Genomic DNA, 21,283 nt, shown 5'->3' with positions numbered 1-21,283 from the left:
CCGTCCCAGGGGTTCTCAGCGGACCTACCCGTCAGTACATTGACGCCATGTCCAACAAGCAGCCCCAGCCGGTCGCGTCCGAGCACATGGCGCTCAAGGCCCGCAATGTGTCCTTCGCCTGGGAGGACACCCCGCTGCACTGGGTGCCCGGAGACCCCTTCGCCACGCACACCATCAATGTGCTGCATCTGCTGCTGCCGGCCGGTGAGCGGTGGTTCGTGCACGTCTACAAGCAGGTGCTGCCGCTCATCCGTGACGAGCGGCTGCGCGAGGACGTCATCGGGTTCATCGGGCAGGAGGCGATGCACTCCCAGGCCCATGACGAGGTGCTGCCCCACCTCAGGGAGCTGGGACTCGACCCGACGCCGTACACCGCGCAGGTCGACTGGTTCTTCGAGAAGCTGCTCGGCGACCGGACGCTGCCGCCCGGGCGGGCCCGGCGCTGGTGGCTCCTGGAACGGGTCGCGCTGATCGCGGCCATCGAGCACTACACCGCCTTCCTCGGCGACTGGGTGCTCAACGCCGACGAGCTGGACCGGCGCGGCGCCGACCCGATGATGCTGGACCTGCTGCGCTGGCACGGCGCCGAGGAGGTCGAGCACCGGTCGGTCGCCTTCGACCTCTTCGTGCACCTCGACGGCGGCTACCGGCGCCGGGTGCGGACCTGGGCGACGGCGTTCACGGCGATCGTCTTCCTGTGGCAGCGCGGCGCCCGCTTCTTCATGGCCAACGACCCGACGCTGACCGAGGGCCAGGCCCGGTTCCGGGACTTCTACCTGGCGGGCCGGCGCGGCACGCTGCCGGCCACCGGCGACATGCTGAAGTCCATCCCGCGCTACCTCAGCCGCACCTACCACCCCTCCCAGGAGGGCTCCACCGAGCAGGCCGTCGCCTACCTGGCCTCCTCCCCCGCCGCACTGGCCGCCGAGCACGCCGAGAAGGGGGCCGCGTGATGACACCGAGGCTGCGCACCGTCGTCGCCGTCGCGGGCGCCGCGCTGCTGGTCCAGCGGGCGATGCGGCGCCGGATCGAGGCGTCCCCGCTGTGGCCGATGCCGGCGCTGGACCCGCCGACCTCCGGGCAGCCGCGGTCCCGGGCGCTGCGACTGCTGGTCGCCTCGCACCGGACGGTCGCCGACGGGGTCGTGCAACTGCGCCTGGAGGGGCGGCGGTTGCCGGGCTGGGAGCCCGGCGCCCATCTCGACGTCGTGCTGCCCTCGGGACTGGTCCGGCAGTACTCGCTCTGCGGGGACCCGGCCGACACCTCCTCGTACACGATCGCCGCGCGGCTGGTCGCGGACGGGCGGGGCGGTTCGCGGGAGGTCCACGAGCAGGTGGTCGAGGGCATGGAGCTGGAGGTGCGCGGGCCGCGCAACCGCTTCCCGCTCGTCGGGGCCGCGTCGTACGTGTTCGTCGCCGGGGGCATCGGCATCACCCCGATCCTGTCGATGGTGCGGGCCCTGCCGGAGGGTACGGAGTGGCGGCTGCTGTACTGCGGGCGCAGCCGGGCCTCGATGCCGTTCCTGGCGGAACTGGCCGGCGACGACCGGGTCACGGTCCTCGCGGAGGACGAGGACGGGCGCCCGGACCTCGACGCGCTGACGGTTCCCGAGGGCGCGGCGGTGTACTGCTGCGGTCCCGAGGGGCTGATGGCGGCGGTGGAGGAGCGGTTCCCCGCCGTACGGCTCGAACGGTTCGCGCCGCGCACCGGCACCGGCGGCGACCATCCGTTCGAGCTGGAACTCCGGCGCAGCGGGCGGACGTTGACCGTCCCCGCCGACACGACGGTGCTGGCGGCGGTGCGGGCGGAGCTGCCCGACACGGCCTACTCCTGCGCCCAGGGGTTCTGCGGGACCTGCCAACAGCGGGTGCTGGAAGGGGAGGTGGAACACCGGGACGAGCTGCTGACGGACGCGGAGCGCGCGGACTCGATGTTGATCTGTGTATCGCGGGCGCGAAGTGGGAGACTTGTGCTGGATCTGTGAACGCCCGTGCCGGGTCAGGTCCCTGGGAGGCCGGATCCGATCGGTAAGGTGTTCGCATGAGTACCGGGGTACGCCGCAGAATGGGAGTCGACGAGCGGCGGCAGCAGTTGATCGGCGTCGCCCTCGAACTGTTCAGCCGCCGCTCGCCCGACGAGGTCTCCATCGACGAGATAGCCGCGGCCGCGGGCATCTCGCGGCCGCTGGTCTACCACTACTTCCCCGGCAAACTCAGCCTGTACGAGGCCGCGTTGAAGCGTGCCTCGGAGGATCTCGCGGAGCGGTTCGACGAGCCGCGGGAGGGGCCGCTCGGGGCCCGGCTGCTGCGGGTGATGCGCCGCTTCTTCGACTTCGTCGACGAACACGGGCCCGGTTTCGCCGCGTTGATGCGCGGCGGCCCGGCGGTCGGCTCCTCCGCGACCAACGCCCTCATCGACTCCGTGCGGCAGGTCGCCTACGAGCAGATCCTCTCGCATCTGGAGGTCACCGAGGCCCCCGCCCGCCTCGAACTCGTCATCCGCTCCTGGATCTCGCTCGCCGAGTCGACCGCGCTGATCTGGCTGGACGGCCGCCGGATTCCGCGCGGCGAGCTGGAGATCCAGCTCGTCCATGACTTCGCCGCGCTGACGGCGGTCAGCGCGGCGTACGACGAGGAGATGAGCGCGCTGGTGAAGCGGATGGTGCAGGACGAGCCGGGCGACGGGCCGTTCGCGGATCTGGCGGGGCGGCTCATCGCGTTGGCCGGCTGAGTCGTCGGCTGCGGGTCTGTGGGGGCTGGTCGCGCAGTTCCCCGCGCCCCTTTCGGGGCGCTGCAGCTAACCCTCGTACTTCCGGTACGAGGGGTCCAGGTCCCTGACCTCTGCCGAGGCGTGGAGGACGTGGCCCTGCGGCTTCAGGTGGTCGCGCAGCAACTCCAGGGTCGCCTCGGTGAGTTTCGCCTTCGTCTCGTCGGTGCGGCCGGCGAGGAGGCCGAAGGTGACGTGGACGATGATGTGGCCGCCGTCCTCGTCGTAGGAGTAGGCCGTGGCGTCGGCGGCGCGGAAGAGGGTCTTGCAGGCCTCGGGCTTGGCGGCCGCGATCTCGACGACGGCGGTGTGCAGTGCCTTGGCGAAGCCGGCCCGGTCGAAGGCGGCGTCCGCCGTGGCGGAGTAGTCGACGGTGATCTGCGGCATGAGCACTCCTGTTCTACGGCAACTGGGTCCAGCCTAGAGCCAGGGCCCGTCATTCGGGGCGGCCGAAGCGGTGGGCGGCCCAGAGCAGGGCCAGTACTCCGCCGGCCAGCAGGAGGCCGCCCTCCAGGAGCAGGGGAGGCTGCCGGCCGGCCCACTCGATGCCCACGGCGGTCGACTGGTGCGGTACCCGCAGCGCGATGCAGCGGCGGAGCAGGTCCACTCCATAGGCGAGCGGATTGACGGCGGACAGGGTGTGGGCCCAGCCCGGCAGGTTCGCCAGCGGGAAGAAGCCGCCGGAGAGGAACAGCAGCGGCATCATCACCAGGCCGAGCAGCATCTGGAAGATCTCGGGCCGGTCGAGGCTCACGGCCAGCAGCAGGGACAGGGCCGTGATGGTGAAGGAGGCCAGGACCAGGGCGGCGAGCAGCAGGACCAGCAGGAGCGGGTCGTAGGGCAGGCCCACGGCACCGCCGAGGCCCAGCAGGACGGCGCCCTGGACCGTGGAGACGAGGGTGCCGCCGGCGCAGCTGCCGAGCAGGAGGGTGGACCGGCTGACCGGGGCCAGCAGGAGTTCGCGCAGGTAGCCGCTCTGCCGGTCGGTGATCAGGCGGATGCCGACGATGATGGCCGGCGCCTGCACCGTCATGATCAGCATGCCCGGGAAGAGGTAGGCCTGGTAGCCGACGCCCAGCGAGGAGTCGGGGATCAGGGCCGCCAGGCCGCCGCCCAGGACGAAGAGGTAGAGCACCGGCTGGAGCAGCATCAGGGCGGTGTGGACCCGCTGGACCGACAGGCGCAGCAGATCGCGGTGGACCAGGGCGTGGACCGCGCGCAGTTCGCGGCGCAGGCGGGCCCGGGGCGTGGGGTCGGTGGAGCCGGGGTCGTCGGGGGCCTCGGCGGCGGTGTCCGGGGCCGGGCGGGCGGGTGCGGTCACGGGGCCTCCTCGGCCGGTGCCGTGGGGCCGTCCGGGACGGGGGCGGCCGGTGTCCGGTGCGGCCCGGGGACGTCGATGCTGCGGCCGGTGTGGTGGAAGAAGACGTCGTCGAGCGTGGGCGGTGTCGCGGACGCGGCGTGCACCGCGATGCCGTGGGCCTGCAGCGCCACGCACAGACGCGGGATCCAGGCGCTGCCGTCGGGCACCCGCAGGGACACCCCCGCGTCGTCCAGGGTGACGGCGCGGCCCGGCGGTGCGGTCAGGCCCACGACCTGTCGTGCGGCCGCGTCGTCGCCGGTGCGCAGCACCACCCGGTCGTCGCCGACCGCGGCCTTCAGCGCGAGGGGCGTGCCCTCGGCGACCAGCCGGCCCTGGTCGATGATGCCGAGGCGGTCGCAGTTCTCCGCCTCCTCCAGGTAGTGGGTGGTGACGAAGAGCGTGCAGCCGTACCGGTCGCGCAGCAGGCGCAGGTGGTCCCAGACCTGGGCGCGGGCGTGCGGGTCGAGTCCGGTGGTCGGCTCGTCGAGGAACAGCACCCGGGGCGCGTGCAGCAGGCCGCGGGCGAGTTCCAGGCGGCGGCGCATGCCTCCGGACAGGGTGCGCACCGGGGAGCGCCGCCGGTCGGCCAGCCCGACCGTGTCGAGCATCTCGGCGACGCGCGGCCGGGCGTGGCGGCGGCGCAGTCCGTAGAGGCGGGCGTGGATGTACAGGTTCTGTTCGGCGGTCAGGTCCGGGTCCAGGGCGCTGTGCTGGAAGAGCATCCCGACGGCGCCGCGGACCCGGTCCGGCCGGCCGAGCACGTCGATGCCCGCCACCGTGGCCCGTCCGGCGGTGGGGCGGGCCAGCGCGCACAGCAGGGCGAGGGTGGTGGACTTCCCGGCGCCGTTGGGGCCGAGGAAGGCGTACGTCTCCCCTTCGAGCACGTCCAGGTCCAGGCCGCGGACGGCGTGGGTGGTGGTTCCGTCCGGGCCCGGGTAGCTCTTGACCAGGCCGCGCGTGCTGATGGCGGACACCGGCCGGGCGGCGGACTGGGGGGCGTCCGGGTGGCGGACGGCGGCGGTCGGCGTGGTGGTCCGGGTGCGGGCGTCGTCACCGGCGGGTGGCTGCATGGTCGGGTCCTCGTCCACGGGGGTGCGGCTCCGGCCGGTGGCCGCCCGAGGGCGCCCACCGGCCGGAGGTTCTCGGTTACGCGCAGCTGATGCCGACGCAGACCGTGTTGAGCAGCGTCAGCAGGCCGACGCACGCGCACGTCCCGGAGAACGATGCTCCGTCGAAGTCGACCGGGTCGGTCTCCGGAAGGGCGTGCAGCTCGGCCAGCAGCTCAAGGGCCTGGTTCTCCATGACTTTCTCCTTCTGTGAGCGGTTGCGACAGGTGGGTGCCTGTCGCTCATCCCGGCTGCTGGACGGACCAGTGCCGGGAGTCTGTGTGGCGGGTCCTCAGGAGGAACGCCAGGATTCCTGCGGAGCCGTCGCTCCAGCTCGTCGAGACGTCCCCGTACTCGTTGGGGAAGACGACGTGGCTGCCGCGGTGGGCCCGTTCGGCGACGATGAGGCGGGCCAGGTCCTCGGCCATCGCCCGGTAGGCGGGATCGCCGGTGGCCTCGGCCATGTCGAGGAGGAAGTCGCCGTTGCCCGCGAGGCCGTGGCACTGGGCGACGGCGGCCCGGGAGGCGCGCTCCACGACGGCGTGCGCGGCGCCGCGGGCGAGTTCGCCGAATCGTTTGTCCCCGGTCCGCTGCCAGAGCCGGACCAGGAAGGAGCCGATGCCCGCCGAACCGTGGCACCAGTAGGGGGCCGTGGGCGGGTCCGAGGCCTGGGCCGGCCACTGGGCCGTGTGCCCGACCGGTACGGCGTGGGCCACCAGGTGTTCGCCCGCCGCCAGGGCCAGCTCCAGGTGTTCCGGCCGGCCGGAGACGGCCGCGGCGGTGAGCAGGAAGCTGCCGATGCCGGCCGAGCCGTGGGCGAAGCCCAGGTAGCGCTTGCCGGCCTCTTCGGAGACGGCTTCCGCGGGGACGGGCCAGCTGACTCCGGACGGCTCGGGCTGTGCGGCGGCGGCCAGCCGGTCGGCCGCGTCCACGACCAGTTCGGCCAGGCGCGGGTCACGGGTGCGGTGCCACAGGTGGGCGGCGGCGAGTCCGCTGCCCGCGCAGCCGTGCGTGATGTCGTGACTGGGCGTCGGTTCCAGTGGGGCCAGCGCCAGGGCCAGGGCGTGGTCGGTGAGCGCGCGGTCGTCGACGGCACGTCCGGCGTCGTACAGCGCCCACGCGATACCGCGGCCGCCGAAGTGCAGGCCGGGGCGGATGGACCGGGTGTCGGTGCGGTCGACGATCCAGTGGCCCGCGGCGGAGATCGCCTCCGGCAGCCGGGGGTCGCCGGTGAGCTCGAAGTACCGGGTGAGGACCGCCAGTACGCCCGCCGCGCCCTGCTGCACGGTACAGGGGTCGGTCTCCCCGGCCAGGGTGGACACGGGCCACAGCCGCCGGCCGTCGTCCGGGGTCATCGAATCGACGAGGTGGTCCACCATCCCGGCAACCGTGACCCGCGTCCCCACCCCCGGATCGCCCGTCCGCACCGACCCTGCGGCGGAACTCCCCGGGCCGGTTTCGGGCTGCTTCGTCCCCGCCGCGGGCTGCCCCGGCCGTGCCAGACCGTCGGCGGGCTGTTGCGGCCGTGCCGGGTCCGCCGGGTGGAGAGCGGCGCGTGCCCTGGCGGGGTTCCAGCGTCCGTCGGGGTCGTCCTTCATCAGTCCGAGGAGCATCTCCGGCAGGCCGGGCGGCAGACGCAACGTTTCGTCGCAGGCGGCGAGCCAGTCGGCGAACCGCTGTTCGTCGGGCCTGCCGGCCGGTTCCTCGGGCAGCAGGTTCGGCACCTTCCCGGCGAGCACGAAGCAGACGGTGGCGCCGAGGCTGTAGTAGTCGGCGGTCCGGGAGACCGGAGCGTCCGTGAGGCGTTCGGGGGCGCTGAAGCCGGGGGTCCCCACCCGGGTCGGGAGCGGGGCGTCGTCCTCCAGGACGGCGAGCTCCAGGTCGATGAGGCGCAGTTCGCCGTCGGGGCGGACCATGACGTTGCCGGGCGTGAAGTCCCGCAGTACGCAGCCGTGGGCGTGGGCCGCCGCGACCAGCTCCACCAGCCGTCCGGCCTGGGCGAGCGCGTCCGCCCGGTAGCGTTCGCCGCCGACGTCGCGGAAGCGCTCGGCGACCCAGTTGCGCAGCGGCATGCCCGGGACTTCCTCCTGGGCGAGGAACAGGTGCCCGCCCGTCTCGAACATGGCGAGCGGTTCCGGCGCCAGCCCCGTGCCCTTGAGCTTCTCCAGCGTCGCGGCCTCGGCCCGCAGCCAGTCGCGGACGTCGGAGCCGGACGCGTCGCCCTCGACGTGCGGCCGGGCCTCCTTGATCACCACGGGTGCGCCCGTGGTGACGTCGGTCCCGCGGTAGACACCGCCCTTGTTGGTGTGCCGGATCGCCTCCCGTACCGAGAACCGGCCGCCGAGCAGCACCGGGCCGCCGGCCGGCTTCTTTTGGCGTGGTGGCGAAGGCACCGCGGCGGGAAAGGGGCTGACCGCCCAGGCGGGCGGAGAATACTGTCCGGTGCGCCTGTCCTCCACGGGATTGCCGTCCGGGTCCTCGATGAACCACACCAGCAGTCCCTGGTCCGAAAGCCGCCGCCGGCCGACGAAGGCGCCGTAGCGGTAGTGCACCAGGCTGTTCGGGGCATAGGGCTGGTCGGACAGGATCCGGGGGCCGGCGAGTCCCAGCGTGGCCTTGTGCAGTTCCAGCGCCAGCCGCGCCGCGGCCTCGTCGGAGGACGGGTATACGGTGATGAACTTGCCCGAGCTCCCCCGTGGCGTGGCGCGGGAATTGAGCGCGCTCACCTGTTCGAGCGAGCGGACGAACTTGAATCCCGAATCCTCGCGGAGCAGCACTTCCAGGGCCTTCTCCAGCACTTCCGGTGCGGAGGCGGACGTCGCGGAGACGTGCAATTTCCAGCCTTGCCGGCGCTGCATTCCGGACTGGTGCACAAGGAGGCACCACATCTCGTGTACGTCGGCCGTCCAACGGGCGTCGGCGCCTGTGGTCTGTAACGCCCGGCGGAGCAGACTTTCGAGGTCGACTTCGGTTGCGTGACTCGTCATGCGTGTCCCTCTCAACGGCGAGAACCGCTGGCTGGAATTTCTCCTCGGCGAGAAAAAACGTACAACACGTGCCCGCCGTAAGTCATTTGCCGCGTGAGAGCGCACGGTGTCGCATCGACAATAGGTGGCGCAGTCCGGCGCGAATGGAGGCGTATAAACGCGACCACACCGGAAAATAATCCACGCGTTCGACCGGCGCGGCCGGCCGTACACCGGAACAATAAACAGTGTGCACCAATTAACTCTGAATCAAATCCCGGCGGTAAAGAGGGATTCAGGAGACCTGCGGTGACACGCTGACCTCAACTTCCACAGCGGATCCTATGCCATCGACGACAAAGAGGAGGCATTCCTTCCTTCTTTATCGACCGATCCGCCATTTCGATCTCGGTACCACTTCCCGCGCATCTTTCGATTCCGCTCGATTCCGCTCGGCTCCGCTCGATTCCGCTCGGTTTCGGCATAACGGAAACGGGCGCAGCTCGATGATCACCTCAATTCCATTGGCATCGAGGTGAGTCGGCGGTGCGACGGGTGTGCCGGGGAGGCCGGCCTAGCTCCGCGCCAGGCTCAGCGCCAGCAGGGCGACGTCGTCCTCGCGGTCGCGGCCGAAGCAGGCGAGGAGGGTGTCGCAGAGGGCGTCCAGGCCGGGCAGGGCGCCGACGGCGGCGGAGCGGAGGTGCTCCATCGAGACCGTGAGGTCGGTGCCCCGGGTCTCGATCAGGCCGTCGGTGACCATGAGGAGCCGGTCGGCGGGCTGGAGGACCAGCTCGGTGGGCGGCGGGTGGGGCAGGCCCACCCCCAGCAGCGGACCGGACGCCTTGACGTACTCGGCGCTGCCGTCCTCGCCGAGTATCAGCGGCGGGATGTGGCCCGCGTTGGCGATGCGGGTGCGTCCGGTCGCCGGATCGATCAGGGCCAGGCAGACGGTGGCCGTGACCTCGGCGTGGTAGTGCTGCAGGAGCTGGTCGAGCCGCTCGGCCAGCGCGGCCGGGTCGCTCTCCGCGAGACAGTAGGCGCGCAGCGCGTGCCGCAGCTCGACCATGACGGTGGCCGCCTCCAGCGAGTGCCCCACGACGTCCCCGACCGCGGTGAGCACCTCGTCGCCGACCCGGAGCGCGGCGTAGAAGTCGCCGCCGATCTCGGTCTCCTGGGAGGCGGGCTCGTAGCGCACCGCTATGTCGACGCCCGGCAGTTCGGGCAGCTGGTGCGGGCGGGGCAGGAAGCTGTGCTGGAGGGTGAGCGCGACATGCCGCTCCACCTGGTACATGAGCAGGGGCTCGGCGGTGAGGGCGGTGGCCTGGGCCAGCTGGGCCAGCAGCGCCTCGTTCTCGGGGTTGATCCTGCGCTGCCCGCGGGTGGGCGTGGCCAGGCAGACCGGGACCTTGCCGTCCTGGGTGAGGACCAGCGTCAGCCGGGCGTCGTGCTGGACGCCCGGCCGGAAGAACCCGGTGGGCCACAGCGGCGCCGGCACGGTGGTGATCCGCACCCCGGACTGCCCCCGGGTGAGCCGCCGCAGCAGGCCGGCCACCTCCCGGTGGGCGCCCTCGTCCGGGAGGGCGAGGGAGGTGCGTTCCCGGCAGAGGCCGCGGTACAGCTCGTCGTCCTGGTCGAGGACGAAGACGGCGGCGGGGGTGCCCAGGAGGCGGGCGGCGCCGTCCGCGGCGGCGTCGGCCAGTTCGTGCAGCGAGCGCGCCGCCTGGATGGAGACGATCGTCTCCGACAGCAGTTTCAGCCGCCGTACCAGCGCCTGGTCGTCGGCGCGCAGCCGGGCGGCGCGGACCGCGGCCCGGACGGCCGCGTCGATGTCCTCCGGCTCGGCGGGCACCGTCAGATACGCCTCGGCCCCGGTGTCCAGTCCCGGGCAGCGGTCCGCCGGGGCGACGGAGAGAGCGGAGAAGTGCACGACGGGCAGCCCGGCCATGTGCGGCCGTTCCCTGAGCCGGCGGCACAGCTCGAAGCCGCTCATGTCCGGCAGGTGCACGTCTATGAGGGCCACGTCGGGCAGATGGCCCTTGCGCAGCCGTACGTCGAGTTCGCTGAGCGCCTCCGCGCCGCCGCCGACCGCGACGACCTCGTGCCCGGCCCGGCGCAGCACGGTGCCGATCGCGAACCGGCTCGCGGGCTCGTCGTCCACGACCAGGACGGTCGTGTCTGTCAGCTTGCCGTTGACGTCCATTCTCCCAGCCCCTGGACAACGCCGGTGGGGCAGGCCCGGTGCCGGGCCCGCCCCACCAACCTAACGCCACTGTCACCTGGTCCGGGAGAACACCGCCACCGTGCGTCCCGGAACGAGGAACGTACCCGTATCCGCCGCGTACGAAGCGGACTTGACAACGGAATCCGCCCCCGAGGCCTGCACCGGGTGCAGCCGGTAGCCGGTACCGGCCAGGGCCGCCACCCGCTGCTCCCGCTGCCCCGGCGTCGCGTTGAACACGACGACGAGGTCACCGAGTCGCATGGTGATGACACCGGGTGTCTCGTCCTTCCCGGACAGCGGGAAGGAGAGCTTCGACTGCACCTGTCCAGCGGTGTCCAGCGAGAACGCGTTCTCGGTCGTACGGATTCTCAGCAGATCACGGTAGGCGGCCGAGGCGCCCTCGATCTGTGCGCAGCCGACGCTCACCGAGGTCAGCAGGGGCTTGGCGTACGGCCACTTGGACTCGTTGTCGGCGGCCGTCGGCAGCCCGCGCCCGAAGCCGTTGCCGTCGGCGCAGTTCCAGTGGATGGCGTTGAACCAGTCTCCGCTGTCGAAGGAGTTGCGGTCCAGGGACTTGGAGCGCAGCAGGTCCGTGCCCGCCTGGGAGAGCGACGGGCCCTGCGAGAGGGCGGCCGTGGCCATCGCCAGGACCTGCATCCGGGCCCGGTCGGACGCGGAGGTGTCCTTCGGCAGCTTGTACGTCAACGCGTCGAACAGCGATTCGTTGTCGTGCGCGTCGACATAGGCGAGGGCGTCACCCGGGGCGTCCGCGTATCCGGCGGGCGCGCCGTTGTAGTCGACCTCGGCGCCGGTGACCTCCTTGCCGTCGTCGTCGGTGAACCGGTACTTCGCGAGGTTGCCGGTCAGGCCGACCTTGATCAGGTCCTGGTAGTGCAGCAGCCGGGCCTTCTGCTCGGCCGTCGTGCCGTTGGCGGTGGAGGAGTTGGGGTCGGTGTACAGGCCGGAGGCGAAGCCCTGCACGCCGGGGTCGTCGTCGAAGGGGCCGCCGCCGCGCACCGCGTCCCGGGCCCGGTCGGAGAAGGTCGCGATGCCCGTCCCCGCCATGTTCTGCTGGGTGGCCTGCACGAACCGGGCGTCGTTCGCGACCTCGCCGAAGTTCCAGCCCTCGCCGTACAGGATGATCTTCTTGCCGTCGACGCCGTCCTTCTTCAGGGTCAGCGCGTCCAGCGCCTTGCGGACCGCCAGGATGTTGGCCTTCGGGTGGTGGCCCATCAGGTCGAAGCGGAAGCCGTCGACCTTGTACTCCTTGGCCCAGGTGACGATCGAGTCCACCACCAGCTTGCCCATCATCGCGTTCTCGGGCGCGGTGTTGGAGCAGCAGGTGCTGTTGGCGACGCTGCCGTCGGCGAGCAGCCGCTGGTAGTACCCCGGCACGATCCGGTCGAGGACGGAGGTGTCCGCCTGCCCGCTGGCCGCCGTGTGGTTGTAGACGACGTCCATGACGACCCGGAGCCCGTCCTGGTTGAGGGACTTCACCATCTGCCGGAACTGCACCGTGCGCGCGGTGCCGTCCGGATCGGTGGCGTACGACCCCTCGGGGACCGTGAAGTGGTACGGGTCGTAGCCCCAGTTGTAGGCGTCCTTCGCGGCGACCGCCGAGACGCACTCCTGCTGCTTCTGCGAGTCGGCCGCGTAGGAGGCGAGGTCGCAGTCGGGCGTCGCCTGGTCGGCCTTCTTCTCGGGGACCGTGGCGAAGTCGAAGGCCGGGAGCAGATGCACGTACGAAGTCCCGGACTTGGCAAGGGACTTGAGGTGCTTGGAGCCGTCGCTGCCCTGGTCGGTGAAGGCCAGGTACGTGCCCCGGTCCGCGGCCGGGACCGTGCTGTCCGCCACCGAGAAGTCCCGGACGTGCAGCTCCTGGATCTGGGCGTCCTTCAGCGGTACGGCCTTGGGCTTGGTGTACGTCGACCAGCCGCCCGGCGCCAGGGACCGGTCGTCCAGGTCGACGACGAGACTGCGCTCGGAGTTCGCGGTGAGGGCGACCGAGTAAGGGTCGGTGACCTTGTTGGTGACGATCTTCCGGACGCTGGGCGCCCAGACCTTCACGACGTACCGGTAGGGCTTGTTCTTCCAGGACCTGGCACCGGTGACGGACCAGACGCCGGTGGCGGGGTCGCGGTGCATCGGCTTGACCGCGCCGTCGAGTTCGAGGGCGACGGACTGCGCGGTCGGGGCCCAGACGGAGAGGGTGGGCTTCCCGTGGTGGAAGACCGGGCCGAGGGCGGCCCTGGTGGCCGTCGCGTACACGTCGTCGAGGACCCCGGCGATCTGTACGCCGGTCGCGGCCAGCACCGCGCCGTTCGCCGCGCGCTGGGAGGCGACGAGCTGACCGCTGAGCGCCTCCCGCACCCGGCCGCGGTCGCGCGGGTCGACCGACCAGGCCGTGTAGTCCTTCAGGTGCGGGAACTTCGCCTTCTGGGCGTCGGTGAGGGTGGTCTTCGTCAGCCGCAGCCAGCGCTCGTCGCCGCTGGTCAGCGTCCCGTCCTGGACGGCGATCGAGCCGTCGTGGGAGTACAGCAGCTGGGTGGAGGCGGCACCGTCGACACCGTTCCAGGCGACCGTGTCCCGGTCGATCCAGATCGCCTTGGAGGTGGTCAGGTCGAGCGCGGCGGCGCTGCCGGCGGGCTGCGGGAGCAGGTGCTTCTCCTGGCCGTTCAACAGCCACACCTCGTAGCCGTCGGACTTGAGGTCCAGCGACTGGTCGGCGGAGAGGTCCTTCTCGTCGCCGTTGTGGATGATGTAGCTGAGGCTGGTGGCACCCTCGGTGAGCGGTACCTCGAAGACCGCGCCATAGGCATCAGTCTTCACCGGCTTCAGCGGGTTCGACCAGTCGGTGGGGTTCGCGGCGCCCGTCCAGACGTGCAGGCCCCAGCCGTCGTACTCCCCGTCGGCGCGGTGGTAATGGATGACCGCCTTGGTGGTGTCCTGGGCGGGGTAGTCGGCGGTCGGCCTCTCGGTCAGGACGTCCGCCTTGCCCTGCTCGATCCAGACCTCGCCGGTCTTGGTGACGTCGATGGAGCGGTCGGCGGAGACGTCCTTGTTCCCGTCCTTGTCGATGACGAGGAAGCCGACGTTCGAGGCACCCGGCTTCAGCTTGACGTAGGCGAAGGCGCCGTAGGCGTCCCGGCCGGTGAAGGGGTGGCTCGCGGGCCAGGTGGTCGCCTCGCCGTCGGCGAGGTCGCCCCAGGCGTACAGGCCCCAGTCGGCGTAGTCGTCGTCGGCGCGCTTGTAGTGGACGACCGCGTAGTCGCGGGAGGAGGCGGTGGGCGTCTCGGCGGCGGGCGGGGTGCCGCTGGTGCTCGCGGCCAGGGCGCCGGCGGTGTGCCCGGCGGAGTCGACCACGACCGCCTTGTAGCGCAGGGCGGTACCGGCCGGGACGTCCTTCGCGATGGTCTGGGTGACCTTGTAGGGGGCGTGGTCGGCTGAGCCGAGGACGGTCCACTTCCCGTTGCCGACCTGGGCGGCGAAGACGACGCGGTCGAGCTGTCCGCCGGTGACGTCCGCGGTGAGGTCGACGGTGCCGGTGGCGCCGGCGGCCGGGGCGGTGAGGGTCAGGGCGGGGGCGGTGGTGGGCTTGGCGAGGGCGCCGGTGGCCTTGTAGACGACGGCGGACTCGGCCGGGACGGTGACGGTCACCCGGTTGTCCGTGCCGGAGGTGACGGTGCCGTCGGTGCCGTGGAGCGCGCGGTAGCGCATGCCCGCGGAACCGGTGGCGAAGGTCGCCGTCTGCGCGGTGTCGGCGTTGTTGAACGCGACGACGTACTCCTGGCCGGTCTTCGCGTCCGTCCGGGTGAACGCGTAGATCCCGGCGCCGTCGGCCGCGTAGCGCTCGGTCTGGACGCCGTCGGCGAGGGCGGGGTTGGCCGCGCGGAGCTTGGACAGAGCGCTGATCTGCCGGTAGAGCGGCGCACTCGTGTCGTAGGCGTCACTGGCGTGCGTGCGGTCGGTGCCGATCTCGTCGTCGTCGAGGTAGTCGGCGACCTTCGAGGCGAACATCGTCTGCCGGGCGTCCTTGTCGCCGCCGGAGCCGGTGAAGCCCTGCTCGTCGCCGTAGTAGACGACCGGGTTGCCCCGGCTGAGGAACATCACCTCGTTGGCGAGCCTGTCCTTGGCGAGCAGTTCGGCGTCGGTGGCCTTCGGGTTGTCCTGCTCCAGGAAGGACCCGATCCGGCCCATGTCGTGGTTGCCGAGGAAGGTGACCTGCTCGTAGGCGTTGGCCTTGCCGGTCGTGTACTTGTAGTCGTCGCCGAAGACCGCCGACAGCTTCCGCGCGCTGCCGCCCTGGGAGGCGTAGGAGCGGGCCGCGTCCTGGAAGGGGAAGTCGAGGGTCGCGTCGAGCCGCCCCTGGGTGACGTACGGCGAGGTGACCGACGTGTCGGCGGAGTAGACCTCGCCGAACATGAAGAAGTTCTTACGGCCGTGCCGGGCCGCGTACTGGTCGAGCGCGGTCGCCCACTGCGTCCAGAACTCCATGTTCACGTGCTTCACGGTGTCGATCCGGAAGCCGTCGATGTCGAAGTCCCGCACCCAGCGTTCGTAGATCTTCTCCATCCCGCTGACGACCTCGGGCCGTTCGGTCCACAGGTCGTCGAGCCCGGAGAAGTCGCCGTAGGTGGTGGACTCGCCGGCGTACGTGGAGTCGCCCCGGTTGTGGTACATCGTCGGGTCGTTGAGCCACGACGGCACCTTGCTGTCGCTGGTGACGGTCGGGGTGCGCGGGAAGGAGGCGGTGGAGACCGCCGGGAACTCCTTCTTCCCGTCCGCGTAGTCGGCGTCGTCGAAGGGCTGCCCGTCCTTGGTCAGGTAGGGGAAGGCGCCCTTGGAGAGGTAGTCGTAGGACTTCTCCTCGTAGTCGACGACGTCGGCGGTGTGGTTGGTGATGACGTCGAAGAAGACCTTCATGCCCTTGGCGTGCGCCTTGGAGATGAGGGTCTCCAGGTCCTTGTTGGTCCCGAAGTGCGGGTCGACCTGGGTGAAGTCGGTGATCCAGTAGCCGTGGTAGCCGGCGGAGGCGTTGCTGCCCGTCCCCTGGACCGGCTTGTTCTTGAAGATCGGCGCCATCCAGATGGCGGTGGTGCCGAGCCCCTTGATGTAGTCGAGCCGGTTGGTCAGGCCCTTGAGGTCACCGCCCTGGTAGAAGCCCTTGTCGGTGGGGTCGTAGCCGGTGGAGAGGCGGGAGCCGGTGAGGCCGCCCTTGTCGTTGCCCGTGTCGCCGTTGGCGAAACGGTCCGGCATGACGAAGTAGAACTGCTCGCGGGTGTCGTCGTGCCGGGCGGGCTCGGCGGCGAGTCGCGCGTCGGAGGGTGGCGCGGGCGGGGCGGCGGCGTGTGCGGCGACCGGCTGCACGAGCGCGGCGGCGAGGGCGGCGACGGCGACGGCCGCGACCCGTCTGACATGTATCACCGGCGTGAACTCCTAGCGATAGCGGCTCTCTTGGATCCGTCTGGGTCCGACCCCGCGCGACCGTATCGCTAACGAAAGGTTTACAGCAAGAGGCTTGAAACTCACAGCAAGAACTTTCACGAGGCGTATTGACGCGTTGTCTCAACTGGCCCACGCTCCAGGGTTGTTGAAGCCTGTCCCTCTTGTTTCGGAGCCGCACATGACCGGACACCGACCCCCGGGTGTCTTCAGACGCACGGCCGTCGCGATCGCCGCGGGCGCCCTGGCACTCGCGGGCGTCGTCGCCCTGCCGGCCACCGCCGCGCAGGCGGACACCACCGCCAAGGGCGACGTGATCGCCAACCTCTGGGAATGGAACTGGAACTCGATCGCGTCCGAGTGCACCAACGTGCTCGGACCGGCCGGGTACGGCGCGGTGCAGGTCGCCCCGCCCTCCGAGTCCCTCAAGCAGTCCAGCTACTACTGGTGGGACGTCTACCAGCCCTACTCGTACACCCTGAACAGCCGCTTCGGGACGGCGACCCAGTTCGCCGCGATGGTCACCGCCTGCCACACCGCGGGCGTCAAGGTCTACACCGACGCGGTGATCAACCACACCGCCGCCCAGACCGGCACCGGCTACGACGGCACCACCATCACCAACAAGTACGACACCCCGGACTGGGACCCGAGCGACTACCACACCTCCGCCGACTGCCCCACCTCCGACCTGACCATCCAGGACTACTCGAACCTCACCCAGGTCCAGAACTGCGAACTGCTCGGCCTGCCCGACCTCAAGACCAGCGCGGACAACGTCCGTTCGGGCCTCGCCGCCTTCCTCAACAAGCAGATCGCGCTGGGCGTCGACGGCTTCCGCGTCGACTCGGCCAAGCACATCCCGGCCACCGACATGGCCGCCATCGTCGCCAAGCTGAACACCACCACGTCCGGCGCGGCGCCCTACATCTTCGACGAGGTGTACCCGGGCTCGACCCCGCAGCCCAGCGACTACTACGGCTCCGGTGACGTCCTGGACTTCACCTACGCGAGCAAGATGAAGTCGGCCTTCCAGGGCAACGTGAGCGACCTGTCCTCCCTGGGGAGCAGCGGCATCCTGCCCGCCGCCAACTCGGTGTCCTTCGTGACCAACCACGACACCGAGCGCAACGGCCTGCACATGAGCTACAAGGACGGCGACAGCTACAAGCTCGCCAACCTCTTCGAGCTGGCCTACAAGTGGTCGACCCCGACCATCTACTCCAGCTGGCAGTGGACCCAGAGCGACCAGGCACCGCCGAACTCGTCCGGCTTCGTCACCGACACGAACTGCTCCAGCGGCTGGAACTGCCTCGACCGCGACACCGCCGTCGTCGGCATGGTCGCCTGGCACAACGCGGCCGGCAGCGCGGCCGTCTCCAACTGGCAGACCATGTCGTCCAACGTCATCGGCTTCGGCCGCAGCGGCGCCGGGTTCTTCGCCGTCAACAACGGCTCCTCGTCGGCCACCTACACCTTCGCGACGGGCATGGCCGACGGCACGTACTCCAACGTGATCGACGGCGGCGCGAGCACAGTGACCGTCTCCGGCGGCAACGCGTCGATCACCATCCCCGCGAAGGACGCCGTCGCCTTCTACAACTCCTCCTACACCTGCACCGTCGGCTGCGACGACGGCGGCAGCGGTGGCGGCGGCTCCACCTCCACGGTGACCGCGACCTTCAACGAGTACGCCTCCACCACGACCGGCACCAACGTCTACGTCGTCGGTTCCATCGACGCCCTGGGCGGCTGGGACACCTCGAAGGCGATCCAGCTCTCGTCCTCCGGATACCCGATCTGGTCGGGCGCGGCGAGCGTGCCGATCAACACGTCCTTCACGTACAAATACATCAAAAAGGATAGTTCAGGCAATGTGACCTGGGAGTCCAACGCCAACAGATCGGCGACCACCACCACTTCGGCGGTCTCCCTCAACAACTCCTGGAACGTGGCGAACGCCGACGCCACCGACGTCACCTTCAACGAATACGCCACCACCGACTACGGCACCAACGTCTACGTCGTCGGCTCCATCGCCTCCCTCGGCTCCTGGAACACCAGCGACGCGATCCCGCTGTCCTCGGAGTCGTACCCGACGTGGAGCAAGCTGGTGATCGTCCCGAAGAGCACGACCTTCGCCTACAAGTACGTCAAGAAGGACTCATCCGGGAACGTGACCTGGGAGTCGGGCACCAACCGGTCGTACACGACCGGCACCTCGTCCGGCTACACGGCCAGTGACACCTGGAAGTAGCACTCCGTCCGACCGATGAGCGGGCCGCCACCGGGTACTTCTCCCCCGGTGGCGGCCTCTCACGCGCCCGCTCCCCCGTCCACCTGGAGGATCGCGCCGGAGACGAAGGAGGCGCGGTCGCTGAGGAGCCAGGCGGCGGCTTCGGCTATCTCCTCGGGGGCGGCGGTGCGGCGCAGGGGGGTCACGGTCTTCATGTGGTCGATGACGCCGGGGGTGGCCGCGTCCCAGTCGCGGACCATCTCGGTGAGGGTGCCGCCGGGGGCGACGGCGTTGACGCGGATGCCTTCGGGGCCGTAGGTGACGGCGGCGGACTGGGTGAGGCTGTTGACGGCGCGCTTGAGGGCGCCGTAGACGGGGAGGACGGGGTTGGCGCGCAGGCTGCCGATGGAGGAGTTGTTGACGATGGCGCCGGTGCCGGCGGTGGCGCGGATGGCGGCGATCTCGGCGTTCATGGCGAGCCAGACGCTCTTGAGGTTGACGGCGGTGACCTGGTCGAAGTCGGCCTCGGGGAGTTCGTCCAGGGGGCCGGGGCGCTGGGCGATCGCGCCGTTGTTGAAGGCGAGGTCGAGGCGGCCGTAGACCTCCACGGTGCGGTCCACGGCGGCGCGGACGCTCGCCGCGTCGGCCAGGTCGCAGACCACGTGGTCCACGGTGCCGCCCGCCGCGCGGATCTCCTCGGCCACCGTCTTGAGCTGGTCCTCCGTGCGGGCCGCCAGCAGGACCCGGGCGCCCTCGCGGGCGAAGAGGCGGGCGGCGGCGGCCCCGATGCCGCGTCCGGCTCCGCTGATGAAGGCGACCTTGCCGGTCAGCAGGCCCTGGTAGGTGATCGCGGTGTTTTCCATGGCTTCGAGCCTGGGCCCGGGCCCACGGCTCATCCAGGCACCGGCGGTACCTGGATGAGCGCGGGTGACCGGCGCAGACTGGGGGTGTGGACAGGCGAGAACTGGCGGCGTTCCTGCGGAGCCGGCGGGAGCGGATCTCCCCGGGCGAGGTGGGGCTGCCGTGCGGCCCGCGGCGGCGTACGCCCGGGCTGCGGCGCGAGGAGGTGGCGCAGCTGGCGTTCATCTCGACGGAGTACTACACGCGGCTGGAGCAGGCGCGGGGGCCGCGGCCGTCGCGGGAGGTGCTGGGCGGTCTGGCGCGGGCGCTGCGGCTGTCGGACGCCGAGCGGGTCCATCTGCACCACCTCGCCGGTGCCCCGCCGGCGCCGCCGCCCGGGCCGCCGCGTGAGGTGCGGCAGAGTCTGCTCGACCTGCTGCGCCGGCTCCCGCAGGCCGCCTCCTTCGTGACGTCCGCGACCTGCGAGGTGCTGGCCTGGAACGATCTGGCGGCGGCCCTCATGGAGGACTTCTCCGCGCTGCCGCCGCGCGAGCGCAACCTCATGCGCCGTGCCTTCCTCGGCCCGGGCCCGGTGGGCCGCAGGCTGTACGGGGTGTCGGACGTGGACGCCTTCGCGCGGCACTCGGCGCGTCGGCTGCGGGCCACCGCGGCCCGCTATCCCGACGCGCCCGAGGTGACCGGTCTGGTGGCGGAACTCCTCGCCGGGAGCGAGGAGTTCCGGCGCCTGTGGGAGTCGCACGAGGTGTCCGCCGAGCCCACCCTGACCAAGACCTTCCGGCACCCGGTGGTGGGCCCGGTGACCGTCAACTGCGACGCCCTCGACATCACCGACCGGGACCAGCAGGTGGTGATCTACACCGCCACCCCGGGGTCGCCGTCGGAGGAGGCGCTGCGGCTGCTGTCGGTGATCGGGACGCAGCGGATGGACCGGGCCGATCAGCAGGTGGACTTCCCGGCGTAGATCGCCAGGGCCGTGTTCGAGGCCAGGGTGGCGGTGAACTGCCCGGAGCTGTTGACGGTCACGCTCGTGTTGTTCTGCACGTTGCAGTACGTCCCCGCGGGCAGCGAGGTCTGGTAGGTCCGGGACAGTGAGCTCGACTCGTGGTTGATGGCGACGTATCCCTTGGCGCCCCGGCCGAAGGCGATCGCGTCGCCGCCGTTGTCCCACCAGTTCGTCATCGACTCGCCGCGCACCGCGTTGCGGAAGGCGACCATGCGGATGATCTCGGGCCAGGCGTGCTGGCACTTCCAGCCATCCTGCCAGCAGGCGTTGACGACACCGTTGTCGGGCGGACCCGCGTCGGTGTCCGACCACTCGTAGCCGGAGTTGATGTCGGGGGCGCCGTAGGGGTAGGCGAGCATGAAGACGTTGGCGAGCGTGTAGTTCGCGCCGTCCTTGTAGTTGAGCGTGGAGCCGTTGCGCTCGGTGTCGTGGTTGTCGACGAAGACCCCGGCGACCGAGCTGCTCATGTACCCCCAGCCCTCGCCGTAGTTCTTCAGGTAGGCGAGGTTCTCGTTGTTGAAGACGCGCTTGAGGTCGTAGGCGTAACGGAACTCCTGGACGTCCCCGTTGCCGGTGTACTCGGTGGGCTGGACGGCCTCTCCGGAGCCGTAGATGACCTCCTGCTTCCAGTACACGGACGGGTTGGTCAGCCGGGTCTTGATGTTGGCGAGGTCCTCGGCCGGGATGTGCTTGGCCGCGTCGATGCGGAAGCCGTCGACGCCGAGGCTCAGCAGGTCGTTCATGTAGCCGGCGATGGTCTTGCGGACGTACTCCTCGCCGGTGTCCAGGTCGGCCAGGCCGACGAGTTCGCAGTGCTGGACGTTCCAGCGGTCGGCGTAGTTGGAGACGAGGGAGGTGCAGTCGTCGAAGTCGTAGGAGGAGTACAGGCCGGGGTAGTCGTACTTCGTGTACGACGAGCCGCCGGTGCCGGTGCCGCTGCCCGCCGACATGTGGTTGACGACGGTGTCGACGACGACCTTCACCCCGGCCGTGTGGCAGGTGCTCACCATGTTCTGGAAGGAGGTGCGGTCACCGAGCCGTCCGGCGATCTTGTACGACACCGGTTGGTACGAGGTCCACCACTGCGAGCCCTGTATGTGCTCGGCGGGCGGGGAGACCTGGACGTATCCGTAGCCGGCCGGGCCGAGGGTGTTGGTGCACTCCTTGGCGACGGAGCCGTAGTTCCACTCGAAGAGGACGGCGGTGACGTCCTTGGTGCCGGGCGGGGAGGCCGACGCGACGGACGGGGTCATGACAACGCTACAGGCGGCCAGCGCCAGTGCGGCGGAGAGGGTCTTACGTGCCATGTGGGGTTCCTTCGT

At 70.7% G+C, this 21,283-nt stretch carries 14 protein-coding genes; 5 read left to right on the top strand and 9 right to left on the bottom strand.

Annotation, left to right across the window (positions count from 1 at the left end; all coding sequences use genetic code 11):
• Positions 1 to 47: 47 nt before the first annotated feature.
• The 3 genes from ACIPSJ_RS05935 to ACIPSJ_RS05925 are packed head-to-tail and all read left to right on the top strand — an operon-like array spanning position 48 to position 2,730.
• Positions 48 to 953 (top strand): metal-dependent hydrolase, encoded by a 906-nt coding sequence (locus tag ACIPSJ_RS05935; RefSeq protein ID WP_401343861.1) that lies wholly within the window; start codon positions 48 to 50, stop codon positions 951 to 953.
• The gene (locus ACIPSJ_RS05930) at positions 953 to 1,984 is read left to right on the top strand and encodes a PDR/VanB family oxidoreductase (RefSeq protein WP_401344590.1); all 1,032 of its coding nucleotides are present in this window, start codon (positions 953 to 955) and stop codon (positions 1,982 to 1,984) included. Before ACIPSJ_RS05935 ends, ACIPSJ_RS05930 begins: the two co-directional genes overlap by 1 nt.
• A gap of 56 nt (positions 1,985 to 2,040) precedes the next feature.
• Entirely contained in the window at positions 2,041 to 2,730 is a 690-nt protein-coding gene (locus ACIPSJ_RS05925) for a TetR/AcrR family transcriptional regulator (protein WP_401343859.1), read from the top strand.
• Positions 2,731 to 2,796: 66 nt separating this feature from the next.
• Here ACIPSJ_RS05925 and ACIPSJ_RS05920 read toward each other — a convergent pair whose 3' ends face one another.
• From ACIPSJ_RS05920 to pulA, 7 genes are all read right to left on the bottom strand, one after another.
• On the bottom strand, positions 2,797 to 3,153 hold the full coding sequence (locus ACIPSJ_RS05920; protein ID WP_401343856.1) for a 5-carboxymethyl-2-hydroxymuconate Delta-isomerase: 357 nt from the start codon (positions 3,151 to 3,153) through the stop codon (positions 2,797 to 2,799).
• A 49-nt stretch (positions 3,154 to 3,202) separates the two neighbouring features.
• A complete protein-coding gene (locus ACIPSJ_RS05915) occupies positions 3,203 to 4,087 on the bottom strand; it encodes an ABC transporter permease (protein WP_401343853.1) in 885 nt (294 codons plus the stop codon).
• Positions 4,084 to 5,196 (bottom strand): ATP-binding cassette domain-containing protein, encoded by a 1,113-nt coding sequence (locus tag ACIPSJ_RS05910; RefSeq protein ID WP_401343850.1) that lies wholly within the window; start codon positions 5,194 to 5,196, stop codon positions 4,084 to 4,086. Before ACIPSJ_RS05910 ends, ACIPSJ_RS05915 begins: the two co-directional genes overlap by 4 nt.
• A gap of 76 nt (positions 5,197 to 5,272) precedes the next feature.
• Positions 5,273 to 5,428 carry a VenA family class IV lanthipeptide gene (locus ACIPSJ_RS05905; protein ID WP_165939227.1) on the bottom strand — a complete coding sequence of 52 codons (156 nt, stop codon included), beginning with the start codon at positions 5,426 to 5,428 and terminating at the stop codon, positions 5,273 to 5,275.
• Positions 5,429 to 5,474: 46 nt separating this feature from the next.
• Positions 5,475 to 8,219 (bottom strand): class IV lanthionine synthetase LanL, encoded by a 2,745-nt coding sequence (gene lanL, locus ACIPSJ_RS05900; RefSeq protein WP_401343847.1) that lies wholly within the window; start codon positions 8,217 to 8,219, stop codon positions 5,475 to 5,477.
• Positions 8,220 to 8,772: 553 nt separating this feature from the next.
• Positions 8,773 to 10,398 (bottom strand): SpoIIE family protein phosphatase, encoded by a 1,626-nt coding sequence (locus ACIPSJ_RS05895; RefSeq protein ID WP_401343845.1) that lies wholly within the window; start codon positions 10,396 to 10,398, stop codon positions 8,773 to 8,775.
• Between the two features lie 72 nt (positions 10,399 to 10,470).
• Positions 10,471 to 15,843, bottom strand: coding sequence for a pullulanase-type alpha-1,6-glucosidase (gene pulA / locus ACIPSJ_RS05890; protein WP_401343842.1), 5,373 nt, complete (start codon positions 15,841 to 15,843; stop codon positions 10,471 to 10,473).
• Between the two features lie 199 nt (positions 15,844 to 16,042).
• On the opposite strand from pulA, the gene ACIPSJ_RS05885 reads away from it, so the two are divergent.
• Positions 16,043 to 18,118, top strand: coding sequence for a carbohydrate-binding module family 20 domain-containing protein (locus tag ACIPSJ_RS05885; protein ID WP_401343840.1), 2,076 nt, complete (start codon positions 16,043 to 16,045; stop codon positions 18,116 to 18,118).
• 59 nt (positions 18,119 to 18,177) lie between these two features.
• Here the strand turns inward: ACIPSJ_RS05885 and ACIPSJ_RS05880 are convergent, their stop codons facing one another.
• On the bottom strand, positions 18,178 to 18,960 hold the full coding sequence (locus ACIPSJ_RS05880; RefSeq protein ID WP_401343837.1) for an SDR family NAD(P)-dependent oxidoreductase: 783 nt from the start codon (positions 18,958 to 18,960) through the stop codon (positions 18,178 to 18,180).
• Positions 18,961 to 19,046: 86 nt separating this feature from the next.
• On the opposite strand from ACIPSJ_RS05880, the gene ACIPSJ_RS05875 reads away from it, so the two are divergent.
• Positions 19,047 to 19,919: a helix-turn-helix transcriptional regulator gene (locus tag ACIPSJ_RS05875; protein ID WP_401343834.1), complete on the top strand. Its 873-nt coding sequence runs from the start codon at positions 19,047 to 19,049 to the stop codon at positions 19,917 to 19,919.
• Here ACIPSJ_RS05875 and ACIPSJ_RS05870 read toward each other — a convergent pair.
• Complete coding sequence (locus ACIPSJ_RS05870; RefSeq protein ID WP_401343831.1) at positions 19,895 to 21,268, bottom strand: alpha-amylase family protein; 1,374 nt, start codon at positions 21,266 to 21,268, stop codon at positions 19,895 to 19,897. The genes ACIPSJ_RS05875 and ACIPSJ_RS05870 overlap by 25 nt on opposite strands.
• Positions 21,269 to 21,283 lie beyond the last annotated feature (15 nt).

The organism is Streptomyces sp. NPDC090088, assembly GCF_044747345.1.
Classification (GTDB): domain Bacteria; phylum Actinomycetota; class Actinomycetes; order Streptomycetales; family Streptomycetaceae; genus Streptomyces.
The sequence above is the reverse complement of the archived record's forward strand: the minus strand, read 5'-3'. Positions and strand labels throughout refer to the sequence as shown.